The organism is Micrococcus sp. Alg238-R198 (assembly GCF_900537135.1).
Classification (GTDB): domain Bacteria; phylum Actinomycetota; class Actinomycetes; order Actinomycetales; family Micrococcaceae; genus Micrococcus; species Micrococcus luteus.
The window spans coordinates 222,725-234,845 of the sequence record NZ_UNRH01000004.1 but is presented as its reverse complement, the minus strand read 5'-3'; the positions used below and the strand labels follow the sequence as shown (position 1 = coordinate 234,845).

Below are 12,121 nucleotides of genomic sequence, written 5' to 3'. Positions count from 1 at the left end.
GGGGGGGGGGGGGGGGGGGGGGGGGGGGGGGGGGGGGGGGGGGGGGGGGGGGGGGAGCCAGCACGCTGCGACGGGCGCGAGCCAGACGTTTCTGCTGTTCTGAGGGGGCTGTCACGACCGATTCGTCTGGCTCAGCGCCGCTCGGACGCGTAGAAGACGTGAGCCAGACGATTCAGTGGCTCCTGCACAGGGCCGCCGGCCCGGCTCGCCCTCCACGGCCCTCCCGCTCGCCATCCGGGGTCCACCGCCGGAAGGGGAGGCTGGCGGCATGGTCGCCCCTCCTCCGCACGACGACGCCCTCGGCCCCGTCTTCCCGGTCGCCGCGGGGCTGCAGGCCGGTCTGACGGCCTCGCAGCTGCGCGGCCCCCGGTTCGACGCCCCGCACCACGGGCTGCGGCACCTCGCCGGGGGTCAGCCCTCACTGGCCGACGTCGTCCGCGCCCTCCAGCGGACGAACCCCGGCACCGCGGCCACCCACGCCACCGCCGCTCGCCTCTGGGGGATGTGGCTGCCGCGGCAGTGGGAGCGCGGCCCCATCCATCTGGGGCGCACGCGGGCCGAGGGCGGGGCGCCGCGCCGCAGCGGCGTCGTCGGGCATGAGCTGCACCCGCAGGACCCCGTGCTGGTGCGCTCGGGGGTGCGGATCACGACGCCGGCCGCCACCTGGGCGGCGCTGGCGCAGCTGGGTCTGCCGTTGGCCGACGTCGTCGCCGCCGGGGACAGCCTGCTGCAACGGGCGGACGGCCCGGCCGGCCGGCGTCGCCCCGGCGAGCATCCGCGGTGCACCGTGCGTGATCTGGAGGCGGAGGTGCTGCGGGTGCGCGGGAGGCGAGGGACGCGGACCCTGCGAGCGGCCCTGCCGCTGCTCAGGGACGGCGCGGATTCGAGGGCCGAGACGCTCCTCCGACTGGCGCTGGCCGACGCGGGTGTGCCGGAGCCGGAGGTGAATCCGCTGCTGATGCTGAGCGACGGGTCCACCGTCCGGCCAGACCTGGTGTGGCGGGAGGCCCGTGTCTGCGTGCAGTACGAGGGCGATCATCACCGGACGGACCCGCAGCAGTGGCGCCGTGACATCGAGCGCGACCGCCGGATGCAGGCCGAGGGGTGGATCGTGCTGCGCGTGACCGCCAGCGTCGTCACCCAGCGGGGCCTCGACGCCCTGCTGCGCGACCTCGCCGCCCACCTGCGGCTCCCTCTGCCTGCGTGAGCCAGATGAATCGGCCGCCGAGCCAGACGAATCGGCGGCAGGGGGGCGTGCGTACCAGCAGAAATCTCTGGCTCACGCCGCCGCCCCCGCTCGCGTCATCTCACACGAACGCGCCGACCCCCGTGATCTCGCGGCCGATGATCAGCCCCTGCACGGTCTCGGTGCCCTCGTAGGTGTGGATCGCCTCGATGTCCGCGAAGTGGCGGGCCACCTCGTTCTGGATGAGGATGCCGTTGCCACCGAGCAGGTCGCGCGCGTTCGCGGCGATGGACCGCGCGGCGCGCGTCGCCGAGTACTTGGCCATGGACGCCATCGGCCCGGTGAGCCGCCCCTCGTCCTCGAGCCGGGTCGCACGCAGCACGAGCAGCTGCACCTGGGTGAGCTGAGAGAGCATCTCGGCCAGGCGGGTCTGCACGCTCTGGGCGGCGGCCAGCGGCCGGCCGAACTGGACGCGCTGCCCCGCGTACTGCACCGCCGCCTCGTAGCAGCCCACGGCCTTCCCGAGGGCGGACCACGCGACGCCCGCGCGCGTGGCGAAGAGGACGCGGGAGGTGTCCTTGAAGGAGCGGGCCTCGGGCAGGACGTCGGCGTCGGGCACGAAGACGCCGTCGAGGGTGATGTGGGCCTGGTCGATGGCCCGCAGCGCGACCTTGCCCTTGATGACCTCGGCCGTGTAGCCCTCGGACTCCTGGCGCACGATGAACCCGCGGACCTTCTCGTCCTCGGCGCTGCGCGCCCACACCACGGTCACCCCGCCGGCGGCCCCGTTGCCGATCCACTTCTTGTGCCCGTGCAGCCGCCAGCCGCCGTCGACGCGCTCGGCGCGGGTCTCCAGCGAGACCGAGTCGGAGCCGTGGGTCGGCTCCGTGAGGGCGAAGGCGCCGTAGAGCTCGCCGCGCGCCATGGCCGGCAGGTGCTCGGCACGCTGCTCCTCGCTGCCGCACAGCTGGATCGAGCGCATGGCCAGACCGCCCTGCACGCCCGTCATCGTGGCGATCGAGCCGTCCAGGCGCGAGAGCTCCATCATGGCCAGGCCCGCTGCAACGCGGGAGACGTCGGGCAGCCCGTCCACGGGGACGCCGTCGCGCAGCAGGTCGGCCTGCCCCAGGCGGGCCACGAGGTCCAGCGGGTACTCGTGGCGGTCCCACGCCTCCCGGATCCGGGGCAGCACGTCCGGCTCGAGGGCGAAGGCGCGGGCTCGACGCCACACGTCCTTCTCGGCGTCGGAGACGTCCGCGAGCGCCAAGTAGAAGTCGGTGTCCAGCGGCGTGGCGACGTCGTACTCGGGCTCGACGGTGGGCAGGGTCTCGGTCATGGTGGCCTCCCGGGCGGGGTCGGAGAGATGGGTGTGTCCGTCATCACCCTACACCAACTGACACGCCATCTCACAGAATCAGACGCAGTCTCACCCCCTCTCCTCGCCCGTGGCACCATGGCCCGCATGACGACGCCCGCCGAGGACACCCTCACCGCCCTGATCCACCTGCTGGACCGCGAGGGCTACGACGCCGTCACGGCCGACCAGCTCGCCCGCCAGGCCGGCATGAGCCGGGCCAGCTTCTTCCGCCACCTCGGCGGGAAGGAGGAGGTGGTCTTCGCCGACCACGCGGCGCTGCTCGCCCGCCTGGACGACTTCCTGCGCGGCACCTCCCTCGGCGTGCGGGAGGCCCTCGAGGAGGCGGTCCTCCAGGTCTTCCGGCATCACACCGCCGATCCGGACCGGGCCCGGGCGCGCTCCCGCCTGCTGCGCGGCTCCCAGGCGCTGCGCACGCGCGAGCTGCTCACCTCGCACCGCTACACGGAGCTGTTCTCCGGCTGGCTCGCCACGGCCCTGCCGGACACGCCCGCGCGCGGCGGGGTCGCCGTCGGGCTGGCGGCGGCCGTGGTGGCCGTCCACAACCGCGCCCTGCGGGCGTGGCTCCACGCCCCGGCCGACGACGCCGAGGCCGGCCTGCGCGCGGACCTCGCGGAGGTCATCGCGCGGCTCACGGCCGAGCCGGCCGAGGCCGAACGAACGCTCGCCGCCGTGCGCCGACTCGTGGGCTGACGCCCCGCCCTCAGCGGCCGGCGACCTGCGCGTTCTCCGCCCCGAACGCGGGCGGGTAGCGGAACTCGCCGGCCGGCACCTCCGCGCCGTCCTGGAGCGTGAGGATCTGCAGCGCCTCGGGTTGACGCGCGAAGGCCGCGTGCACGCCGTGCTCGGAGGCCCGGTGGAAGCCGAACTTCGCGTAGTACTCGGGCCAGCCGTAGACCACCACGACCTCCTCGCCGTCGGCCTGGGCCTTCTGGAGCAGGGCGTTGACGAGCGCGGTGCCGGCGCCCTCGCCCTGGTGCTCGGGCAGGACGCCGTGCGGGGCGAGGGCGATCACCTCGGCGTGGTCGATGTGGGCCCGGACCAGGGTGCCGTAGCCCATCGGGTCCGACTGCAGGTCCGTGCCGGGGATCGCGGCGGTCATGGCCACGAGGGAGTACTGGGGCAGCCAGCCCTCCGCGCCGCCGGCGAGCGCCTCGACGAGGTCGGCCTCGGCCGTGGACGCGAAGGCGAGCTCGGCGATCTGGCGGACGGCGCGGCGGTCGGCCGGATCGTCGTGATCGGCCTCGCGGGTGGACCAGCGGTGGCCGAGATCCTGGCCGGCAGGGACGTGGGCGGTGCGGTGGCCGGGGGTCTGGGTGCTGTTCTGCTCGGCGCTCATGCGCTCACCGTAGCCAGGGTGTGACCCCGGATACAGAGACGGCGCCCTGCGTCACGCTCGTGACGCGGGCGCCGTCGCCTCCTCCGGCCGGGGCGGGCTCAGTCGATCTGCAGCTCGCCCATCGGGCCGAAACCCTCCGCACCGACCTGCTCGGAGATGATCTGGGGCGTGCTCGCCAGCAGCGGGCGCATCGCGTCCAGGCCCTCCTGGAAGTGCGGGGACGCGACGTGGGCCTGCGCACCCTCGTCCGTGAACCCCTCGAGCAGGAAGTACTCGTTCGGGCCGCCTTCCACCGGGCGGTACCACTCGAAGAACAGGTTGCCGGGCTCGGAGCGCACGTCCGCGGTGTACTTCGCGACGGCGTCCATCCACTCGTCGGCACGCTCGGGCTGGACGGTGAACTTCAGGTTGATGAGGATCATGCCGTCCATTCTGGTCCACCCGGCACGGCCGCGGCACGGCCTCGCGTCCGCCGCGCGCGGAACCGCCGGGCCAGCAGCCACAGGCCCACGACGACGGCGACCACCAGCACGGCGACCAGCACCGGCAGGAACAGCGCGGCCGCGACGAGGCCGGCCGCCGAGACGTCCTCGGCCGCCGAGAGCACGGGCGCGGCGGCCCCCACCGTGACCGTGTCGGCTCCCACGACCGTCTGGACGACGTCGTTGACCGCGTCCACCCCGGGGATCTTGTCCGCGACGAGCTCGAGCGCGAGCAGGGCGCCGAGGATCCAGAGGGAGGCGTCGGCGGAGAGCCACGTCCACCCCGCGGGCAGGTCGACGAGCCCCGTGAACCGGTCCAGCAGACCCAGGGCGAGCAGGGGGATGTAGGCGTTGAGCCCGGCCGAGGTGGCCAGGCCCGTGCCGGTGAGGAACTCGAGCACGTCCGTCCCCGTCCTTCGCGGGTCGCTCGGGGCGCCCGGGCGGACGCTCCGGGTCCGAGGACCCTCGTTCCCCGGTGAACACCGCCGGCCGTCGGGCGCTTCCCGTCCGGGGTCGGTCCTACCATGGGCGCATGCCCCAGACCGCTCACTCCCCCCAGCACTCCGCCTCCGCCCCCGCGCTCGCCCTGACCATCGCCGGGTCCGAGGCCACCGGCGGCGCCGGCGCCCAGGCCGACCTCAAGACGTTCCAGGAACTCGGCGTCTTCGGCATCGTGGCGCTGACCTGCATCGTCTCCTTCGACCCGGAGGACGACTGGAACCACCGCTTCTTCCCCGTGCCCACCGAGATCCTCCAGCAGCAGCTCGACGCCATCCAGGGCGACTACCCGGAGCGGCTGCGCACCGTGAAGCTGGGCATGCAGGGCTCCCCGGAGGTCATCCGCACCTCGGCCGCGGCCCTGCGCCGCGCCGAGTGGGACCACGTGGTCCTGGACCCCGTGCTCATCTGCAAGGGCCAGGAGCCGGGCCACGCCCTGGACACGGACCAGGCGCTCAAGGCCGAGCTGCTGCCGCTGGCCACCTTCACCACCCCGAACCACTTCGAGACGGAGCAGCTCTCCGGCATGACCGTGCGCTCGGTCGAGGACCTGACGGCGGCCGCTCGGCGCATCCACGAGATCTCCGGCGCGGCCGTCCTGGCCAAGGGCGGGATGCACCTGCCCGGCCCGGACGCCGTGGACGTGTTCGTGGACGGGGACACCGTGGAGGTGCTCTCCGCCCCGAAGATCGGCCAGTCCGGCGTCTCTGGTGCGGGCTGCTCGCTCGCCGCCGCCGTCACCGCCGAGTTGGCCAAGGGTGCCACCACGCTCGAGGCCGCGCGCCGCGCCAAGGAGTTCGTGCGAGCCGGCATCGCGCAGGCGGTGGAGGGCCGCACGCCGTTCGCCGCCCTGTGGCAGGGCGGCCTGCGCTCCGCTTGAGCGCGCACGTGGGCCGCTGACTCGTCCTGAGCCGGGCGGTGCGCCACACTGGGGGCATGAAGCTCCCCTCCCCCGCCCCTTCCGCCCCCGGCGAGGTCCACCACTCGGCGTCGTCCGTTCCCGTCGACGGCGTCGAGGCCGTCGTCCCCGCGCTGCGCCAGCGCGCCCTCGCCCCGGGCGGCCGGCTCTACGGGCTGGCGGCGGCGGCCGCGGTCGGCGGGCTCACCCTGCTGGATCCGCACGCCCGCCGAGGGCGCGAGCGTCGGGCCCTCGCAGAGCTCGAGGCCGCCGTCAGCGGCACGTTTCTCGCGGCCGAGACCGCCAACGCCCTCCACACCGCCGCGATCGCCGACGGCGAGGTGGCCCCCTCCCCCGCCGCGCGTGCCCTGCGCGGGCTCGGCGGACTGGCCGTCGGCGGCGCGGTCGCGGCGGTCGCGCTGCGCACCACCGGCCTGAACGACCGGGTCGACGGCGCCGTGGTGCGCGGGCTCCAGCGGGCCGGCGTCCCCGCCCCGCGCGTCGCGCTGGCCGCAGCGGCCTCCCTGGCGATGCTGCTGGCCAACGAGGACGCCCGCCGGACCCGCCGCGACGCCGTCGAACTCGCCGTCACCGGACCCGCCGGCCTGGACGAGGACACGGTCGACGAGGTCGAGCCGGAGGCCACCGCCGAGCTGCCGGTCGAGGTGCGCGTCCTGCTCGAGACCCTGCTCGACCCGGCGCTGGCCGAGGGCCGGGACCTGCCCGGGGCTGAGGCGCTGCGCTCCCAGCTGCCGCACGCCCGCACCGTCACCTCGGTGGCCGAGGCCATCCGTGAAGCCGGCGAGGTCCCGGACTGGGTGCCGCTCGTCGTCCAGACCGACGACGACGTCCGGCGCGCGGTGCCGAACGACTGCGTCTGGCCCGTCCGCGGCCGCTTCGCCTCCGGATCCGCCGGAGGACACGAGCTCGAGCTGCGCCTGCAGGTGATCGACGGGGAGATCGGCGCCCTGACGGTGACCCTGCCCGCGGACGCCGAGGCGGACAGCGACGCCTGGGACGCGTTCCAGGAGATCGAGTCCTTCCCCGGCGTCGAGGACCTGGCCTTCCACGTGGACGGCGACCGGCGCGCCTGACCGGGAACTCTCCCGGGGCCCGTCCAGCCCGGCCCACTACAGTGGGGACCCGCCCGACGTCGTCGATCCCCCTCCCGGAGAGTTCCCGCCATGACCACCCCCGCCCCGGTCGCGTCCGCCGCCCGTGCCCGTCGCCGCGCGGCCCGTTCCGGCCCCTGCCCGCAGCTGCGCATGGGACTGAACGGGTTCCTCGTGGCCTGGCTGCTGCCCAACCTCGTGATGGCCGCCGTGGTGGCGGTCCTGGCCGTGGTCCCGGGCCTGCAGGCCTTCGGCAGCCTGACACCGCTGCTGACGGTGGTCGGGGTCGCCGGGCTGGTGGTGGGGCTGCCGCTGTGCCTGCTCGTGAACTGGGCGTTCCGGCACGTGCTCAACCAGTGGGTCCACGTGCTGGCGTACGCGCTGATCGGCATGCTCTACGGCCTGGTGGTGCTCACGCAGGGCGCGGCGGGCATCCTGCCGATGCTCATCCCGGTGATCGGATTCCCGGCCGCCGTGCTCATGGCCCTGGGCCGGACGGCGGCCCGTCCCCTCGTCCGCACGGTCACCCCGGAGCCGTCGCGCACCGAGCCGGCCTGAGCACGCCCGCAACGAGAAAGGACGATGGCCGGATGGCCATCGTCCTTCTCGGAACCGCGTCCGGGGCCCGCATCCCCTCAGGCATGTATCCCGGCTCGTGATTCGCACTGTGCACCGTCTCAATGGGGCATGACCCACTCTAGGAGGGACGACGGCGCCCCCGACAGTGGCGGATGGTGCAGACTTTCGGGCGATGATGTGAGGCAGCTCACATGGACGTGGTCCATGACGGTGCCGGCGCCGGCCTCAGTCAGACGGACCGGGGGAGCACCGCGCGCACCCGCCACCCCCAGCCCCCCGGCCCGGCCTCGATCGCGCCGCCGAAGGTGGCCACGCGATCCCGCATGGAGTTCAGGCCCACACCGGAGGAGTTCCACTGCGGCGGGCCGGACCGCTCGGCGACGGTGTTCTCCACCGCGAGCACCACGTCCGACCCCGCGTCGCGGAGTTCGATGCGCACGCGCGCGCCCTCGCCGGCGTGCTTGGCGACGTTCGTGGTGGCCTCCTGGAGCACCCGGTGCAGGGTGGACCGCACGGAGATCGGCATCGCGTTCTGGTCGCAGCGGACGTCCGTCTCCACCGTCATTCCGAGACTGCGCAGCTCCTCGGCCAGGCGGGCCACGGACAGGACCGGATCCGCGGACGTCGCGCCGTCCGCGTCCCCCGCGGCGCCCGGCTCACCGCTCGGGTCCACGATCCCGTCCTCCTGGAGGACGGAGAGCATGCGCCGCAGGTCCCGCAGCGCGTCCTTCGCGGAGTCCCCCACCACGTCCAGCACGCTCTGAGCCGCCTCCGGGGTGCCGAGGTAGCGTGCCGTCCGGGCCTGCATCGAGATGATCGTGAGGTTGTGCGCGACCACGTCGTGCAGGTCGCGGGCCAGGGAGCGACGCTCGGCCTCGGCAGCCAGCCGGGCCCGTTCCTCCGCCTCGAACACCCGGCGGCGATCCCGCTCCCGCCGGGTCAGGCTCTCGCGGATGAAGAGCCCGCCGCCGAGGCCCATGGACATGAGCAGCAGGATGAACCACGTCGCGTTCGCCTGACCCACCGCGAACGGCTGGGCGACGCCCCAGGTCAGCGCCAGGACGGCGGCCGTGACGACGAACCCCCAGGAACGGGCGGTCGCCGCGACGGCCCCGAGGACCACGGGCGCGACGACGGCGAAGAGCACCTCGGAACCGCCGACGACGGTCGCGACGGCCCCGGGCAGGAGCAGGGCGAAGCCCACCGTGCTGCGCCACCACTGGGCGAGGAAGGCGCTGGTCGCCGACGCGATGGCGATCCCGTCCAGGACCGGGATGACGCCGTGGCCCGGGCCGAACAGACCGATGTCGGACGCGGTCGAGGCGAGCAGGAACGCCGACCCGAAGGCGAGATAGACGCGGCTCAGCGGCGCCGCGGCCCAGAACGCGCGCCACCGCAGGCTGCGCGCCTGACGCCACGCCGAAGAGCGGCGCGCCCGGGAGGGCGCGCCGCTCCGGACGGAGGGGGTCGATGGGCTCGAATCAGGCATCGGGGGCGGACCGCCCCGGGGTCAGTCGCACCAGATGCCGAAGTGGCGGCACGTCCACTCCGCAGTGCCTTTGCCGAGGCCCAGGGTCGTGACGACGTCGTCCTCGGCCGAGGCCGCCGAGGCGGCGGCGGCCGGAGCGCCGACGAGGGTGGAGGCGAGAAGGAGAGCGGAAGCGAGGAGAGCGCGAGTCTTCATGGCCCCAGTATGTATGACGCCCGTCACAAATGGTGCACGCCGCGCACAGGCCGCGCCGCGGCATGGCGCAGATGACGGCCGGCGGGCACCCCGGCCTCGCCCCGACGCCGACAAGGTGGCATGCGCCACAGCACCGGTTACGCTGACCTGCGTGTCCGAAGAGCTGCGCATCCTGATCGCCGACGACCAGCCGCTCATGAGCGGCGCGCTCCGCGTGCTCGTCGACTCTGCCCCCGGCATGACCTGCGTGGGTGTGGTCGCCAACGGCGTCGAAGCCGTGGAGGCGTGCGCCGCCATCGAGCCGGACGTGGTCCTGATGGACATGCAGATGCCCCTGATGGACGGGGTGGAGGCCACACGCCGGATCAAGGAGACCCACCCCGCGATCCGGGTCCTGGCGATCACCACGTTCACGTCCGAGGACTATCTCGTGCCGGCCCTGCGCGCCGGAGCGGGCGGCTACCTCCTCAAGGACGCGGAGCCGCCGGCCATCCTGGGCGCCATTCAGGCCGTCCATCGCGGCGAGTCCGTGCTCTCCCCCGCCGTGGCGACCAAGCTGCTCGCCTCGATCGAGCGGGACCGGCCGACGGTGGGCCCCACCTCGGTGCAGCCCGGCAGCCCCGACGGCTCCGACCTCACCGAGCGGGAGCTGGGCGTGCTGCGGCTGCTGGCCAGGGGTCAGTCGAACCCGGAGATCGCCGCGAACCTCTTCGTCTCCGAGTCCACGGTCAAGGCCAACCTCACGCGGATCATGGCCAAGCTGGAGGTCCGCGACCGCGTCCAGCTGATCATCCGGGCGGCCCAGCTCGGGCTCGTCACCCTCGCCCTGGACTGAGCGCGGCGGGGTCAGCCACGGGCCGCGATCTCGTTGCGCCGCGTGTTGAGGTCCTTCAGGACTTGCATCCCGTGCTCCACCACCGGGTCCGCCTCGGCCAGGAGCGACTCCTTGGCCGGCCCGTAGGCGAGGTCGGCGAACGTGCCGTTCTCCGGGTCGAGGGCCCGGATCTCCTGCTGCACCAGGCGCACCTGGTCCAGGCCGGCCGCGTACTCCACCGCTCGCTCGTCGATCTTCGTCAGGGACGCCTCCGCGTCCTCCGGGATCTGCTCCAGGGCGAACTGGGCCTCGTAGAGCCGGTTCTGGTACGTGCAGGGCTCCTCGATGTCGTAGAGCCCCACGCCGCGACCCACGGCCTCCTGATTGGCCTGGGCGATCTCCTCCGCCAGGCGCTTGCCGACGGCGACATCCGTGGGGGCGGCCATGCCGGCCTCCGCCATGGCCACGTTGACGGTGCCGCCGCCGATCGAGATGACCGCGCTCTCCATCCCTTCGGGCGCGCCCTCGTCCGAGGTGGTCATGCTCGCGGTCGCCCCCTGCGGGAGCCGATCACGCAGCCAGGAGTAGGACTCCTCCCCCATGCAGAGGTTGGGGCCGACCTTGAGGCCCTCCGGGTTGCGGCCCGCGCTCGTGACGCCGGCGAGGACCACGGTCCGCTCGGTGCCGCCTTGGTTCACCACCACGGTGTTGCCGTCCAGCACGGTGACGATGTCCACGCGGGCGGCGTCGGCGGCCACGCCGCGGAGGACGGTGACGATGCCCAGCAGGAGCAGGACGGCGGCGACGGCGAGGAAGACCAGCAGCCCCTTCAGGGGGACCCGGGCACGGGCGGCGACGTGAGTCATGCGGACTTCCTGCAGGTGGACGGCGGGACGGGGGGCCGCGACGACGGCCCGGAGCCCGAGTCTAGCGAAGGGCCCCGGGACCGCCGAGCGGCGGGCCGAGGGACGGCTGCGTCGGGCTCAGCGCTCCCGGCGGTAGAACGGCGTGGCCACCACGGTGAACGGCTCGCCGCGGCCGCGCAGGTCCACCTGCAGGGACGTGCCCTCGGCGGCCACGTCGCGGCGGACACGGGCCAGGGCGATGGGGTGTCCGAGGGTCGGGCTGGGGGCGCCCGAGGTCACCTCGCCCACCCGCTCGCCGGACTCGTCCAGCACGGCGTAACCGTGCCGGGCGGCACGCCGACCCGCGCCCTGCAGCCCCACGAGGACCTCCTCGACGTCGTCCCTGCCGACCAGCGCGGATCGTCCGACGAAGTCGGCCTCCTTGCTCGCGGGCACCGCGAAGCCGACGCCAGAGGCGTGCGGCTGGTGCCCGGTGTCCAACTCGTTGCCGTAGAGCGGCATGCCCGCCTCGAGGCGCAGCGAGTCCCGCGAGGCGAGCCCGCACAGCGTCAGCTCCACGCCCGCCTCGTCCGCGGCCGAGAGCATCGTGTTCCACACGGCGGAGCCGCGGTCGCCGGCCTCGGCGGTGGAGGCGGCGGGCAGGAACAGCTCGAAGCCGTCCTCACCGGTGTAGCCGGTGCGGGCGACGACGGCGATGACGTCACCGGCGTCCGTGGGCACGGTCAGGGTCAGGTGGCCGTAGTACTTCAGCTCGGACAGCTGCGCCGCGGCCTCCGGCATGGCCCGGGCGAGGATCCTCTCGGCCTGCGGGCCCTGCACGGCCACGAGGGCGGTGGTCGAGGACTCGTCCTCGACGACGGCGTCCCAGCCCGACGCCCGCTGGTTCAGGGCGGTGTGGACCGCGGCGATGTTGCCAGCGTTGGGCACCACCAGGTAGTCGGGCTCGGAGCCGGCCTCGCCGTCGTCCATCCGGTAGACGATCGTGTCGTCCAGGATGGTGCCGGCGTCCGTCAGGCACAGGGCGTACTTGGCGCGGCCGGGCTTCAACGTGGAGAGCACGCTCGAGAGGGCGTGGTCCAGCATGGCCCCGGCCTCCGGGCCGGTGACCCGGATCTCGCCCATGTGGGAGAGATCGAACAGGCCGGCGGAGGTGCGCACGGCCTTGTGCTCGGCCAGCTCGGAGCCGTACTTCAGGGGCATGTTCCAGCCGCCGAAGTCCGTGAACGTGGCGCCCGCGGCCTCGTGGACCGGGTGCAGCGGGGAGTTGCGCGTCGAATCGCTCATGGGG

General features: G+C 74.0%; 14 protein-coding genes. 6 read left to right on the top strand and 8 right to left on the bottom strand.

Going from position 1 to position 12,121, the window contains the following annotated elements; genetic code table 11:
* The first annotated feature begins 268 nt into the window (after positions 1 to 268).
* Positions 269 to 1,207, top strand: coding sequence for a hypothetical protein (locus tag G6R13_RS06090; RefSeq protein ID WP_134376988.1), 939 nt, complete (start codon positions 269 to 271; stop codon positions 1,205 to 1,207).
* A 100-nt stretch (positions 1,208 to 1,307) separates the two neighbouring features.
* Here the strand turns inward: G6R13_RS06090 and G6R13_RS06085 are convergent, their stop codons facing one another.
* The gene (locus tag G6R13_RS06085) at positions 1,308 to 2,522 is read right to left on the bottom strand and encodes an acyl-CoA dehydrogenase family protein (RefSeq protein WP_144879289.1); all 1,215 of its coding nucleotides are present in this window, start codon (positions 2,520 to 2,522) and stop codon (positions 1,308 to 1,310) included.
* A gap of 126 nt (positions 2,523 to 2,648) precedes the next feature.
* Here G6R13_RS06085 and G6R13_RS06080 point away from each other — a divergent pair, with 126 nt between their 5' ends.
* On the top strand, positions 2,649 to 3,254 hold the full coding sequence (locus tag G6R13_RS06080) for a TetR/AcrR family transcriptional regulator (protein ID WP_036341145.1): 606 nt from the start codon (positions 2,649 to 2,651) through the stop codon (positions 3,252 to 3,254).
* Between the two features lie 10 nt (positions 3,255 to 3,264).
* On the opposite strand, the gene G6R13_RS06075 is transcribed toward G6R13_RS06080, so the two are convergent.
* From G6R13_RS06075 to G6R13_RS06065, 3 genes are all read right to left on the bottom strand, one after another.
* Positions 3,265 to 3,900: an N-acetyltransferase gene (locus tag G6R13_RS06075; RefSeq protein ID WP_002856702.1), complete on the bottom strand. Its 636-nt coding sequence runs from the start codon at positions 3,898 to 3,900 to the stop codon at positions 3,265 to 3,267.
* Positions 3,901 to 3,998: 98 nt separating this feature from the next.
* Positions 3,999 to 4,322, bottom strand: a complete 324-nt coding sequence (locus G6R13_RS06070) for a putative quinol monooxygenase (RefSeq protein WP_010079505.1) — start codon at positions 4,320 to 4,322, stop codon at positions 3,999 to 4,001.
* A complete protein-coding gene (locus G6R13_RS06065) occupies positions 4,319 to 4,783 on the bottom strand; it encodes a DUF4126 domain-containing protein (protein WP_044659066.1) in 465 nt (154 codons plus the stop codon). Before G6R13_RS06065 ends, G6R13_RS06070 begins: the two co-directional genes overlap by 4 nt.
* A gap of 131 nt (positions 4,784 to 4,914) precedes the next feature.
* Here G6R13_RS06065 and G6R13_RS06060 point away from each other — a divergent pair, with 131 nt between their 5' ends.
* The 3 genes from G6R13_RS06060 (at position 4,915) to G6R13_RS06050 (ending at position 7,448) form a co-directional block, all read left to right on the top strand.
* Positions 4,915 to 5,760, top strand: coding sequence for a hydroxymethylpyrimidine/phosphomethylpyrimidine kinase (locus tag G6R13_RS06060; RefSeq protein WP_020624820.1), 846 nt, complete (start codon positions 4,915 to 4,917; stop codon positions 5,758 to 5,760).
* A 56-nt stretch (positions 5,761 to 5,816) separates the two neighbouring features.
* Positions 5,817 to 6,872: a hypothetical protein gene (locus tag G6R13_RS06055; RefSeq protein WP_044659067.1), complete on the top strand. Its 1,056-nt coding sequence runs from the start codon at positions 5,817 to 5,819 to the stop codon at positions 6,870 to 6,872.
* 90 nt (positions 6,873 to 6,962) lie between these two features.
* Positions 6,963 to 7,448: a hypothetical protein gene (locus G6R13_RS06050; protein WP_044659068.1), complete on the top strand. Its 486-nt coding sequence runs from the start codon at positions 6,963 to 6,965 to the stop codon at positions 7,446 to 7,448.
* Between the two features lie 250 nt (positions 7,449 to 7,698).
* Here G6R13_RS06050 and G6R13_RS06045 read toward each other — a convergent pair whose 3' ends face one another.
* Both G6R13_RS06045 and G6R13_RS12225 read right to left on the bottom strand, forming a co-directional pair.
* Positions 7,699 to 8,958 (bottom strand): histidine kinase, encoded by a 1,260-nt coding sequence (locus G6R13_RS06045; protein ID WP_044659069.1) that lies wholly within the window; start codon positions 8,956 to 8,958, stop codon positions 7,699 to 7,701.
* 21 nt (positions 8,959 to 8,979) lie between these two features.
* Positions 8,980 to 9,153 carry a hypothetical protein gene (locus tag G6R13_RS12225; RefSeq protein ID WP_002856694.1) on the bottom strand — a complete coding sequence of 58 codons (174 nt, stop codon included), beginning with the start codon at positions 9,151 to 9,153 and terminating at the stop codon, positions 8,980 to 8,982.
* 151 nt (positions 9,154 to 9,304) lie between these two features.
* Between G6R13_RS12225 and G6R13_RS06040 the strand changes: the two genes are divergently transcribed.
* Positions 9,305 to 9,988 carry a response regulator transcription factor gene (locus G6R13_RS06040; RefSeq protein WP_100056586.1) on the top strand — a complete coding sequence of 228 codons (684 nt, stop codon included), beginning with the start codon at positions 9,305 to 9,307 and terminating at the stop codon, positions 9,986 to 9,988.
* Positions 9,989 to 9,999: 11 nt separating this feature from the next.
* On the opposite strand, the gene G6R13_RS06035 is transcribed toward G6R13_RS06040, so the two are convergent.
* Positions 10,000 to 10,833, bottom strand: a complete 834-nt coding sequence (locus G6R13_RS06035) for a nuclease (RefSeq protein WP_134415958.1) — start codon at positions 10,831 to 10,833, stop codon at positions 10,000 to 10,002.
* Between the two features lie 117 nt (positions 10,834 to 10,950).
* Positions 10,951 to 12,117, bottom strand: a complete 1,167-nt coding sequence (gene gcvT, locus G6R13_RS06030; RefSeq protein ID WP_049146723.1) for a glycine cleavage system aminomethyltransferase GcvT — start codon at positions 12,115 to 12,117, stop codon at positions 10,951 to 10,953.
* Positions 12,118 to 12,121: the final 4 nt, after the last annotated feature.

Coding starts and splice junctions, on each gene's coding strand:
- G6R13_RS06035 (WP_134415958.1), bottom strand. CDS start 10,833: ATGACTCACGTCGCCGCCCGTGCCCGGGTCCCCCTGAAGGGGCTGCTG.
- G6R13_RS06070 (WP_010079505.1), bottom strand. CDS start 4,322: ATGATCCTCATCAACCTGAAGTTCACCGTCCAGCCCGAGCGTGCCGAC.
- G6R13_RS06055 (WP_044659067.1), top strand. CDS start 5,817: ATGAAGCTCCCCTCCCCCGCCCCTTCCGCCCCCGGCGAGGTCCACCAC.
- G6R13_RS06060 (WP_020624820.1), top strand. CDS start 4,915: ATGCCCCAGACCGCTCACTCCCCCCAGCACTCCGCCTCCGCCCCCGCG.
- gcvT (WP_049146723.1), bottom strand. CDS start 12,117: ATGAGCGATTCGACGCGCAACTCCCCGCTGCACCCGGTCCACGAGGCC.
- G6R13_RS06090 (WP_134376988.1), top strand. CDS start 269: ATGGTCGCCCCTCCTCCGCACGACGACGCCCTCGGCCCCGTCTTCCCG.
- G6R13_RS06080 (WP_036341145.1), top strand. CDS start 2,649: ATGACGACGCCCGCCGAGGACACCCTCACCGCCCTGATCCACCTGCTG.
- G6R13_RS06045 (WP_044659069.1), bottom strand. CDS start 8,958: ATGCCTGATTCGAGCCCATCGACCCCCTCCGTCCGGAGCGGCGCGCCC.
- G6R13_RS06075 (WP_002856702.1), bottom strand. CDS start 3,900: ATGAGCGCCGAGCAGAACAGCACCCAGACCCCCGGCCACCGCACCGCC.
- G6R13_RS12225 (WP_002856694.1), bottom strand. CDS start 9,153: ATGAAGACTCGCGCTCTCCTCGCTTCCGCTCTCCTTCTCGCCTCCACC.
- G6R13_RS06085 (WP_144879289.1), bottom strand. CDS start 2,522: ATGACCGAGACCCTGCCCACCGTCGAGCCCGAGTACGACGTCGCCACG.
- G6R13_RS06050 (WP_044659068.1), top strand. CDS start 6,963: ATGACCACCCCCGCCCCGGTCGCGTCCGCCGCCCGTGCCCGTCGCCGC.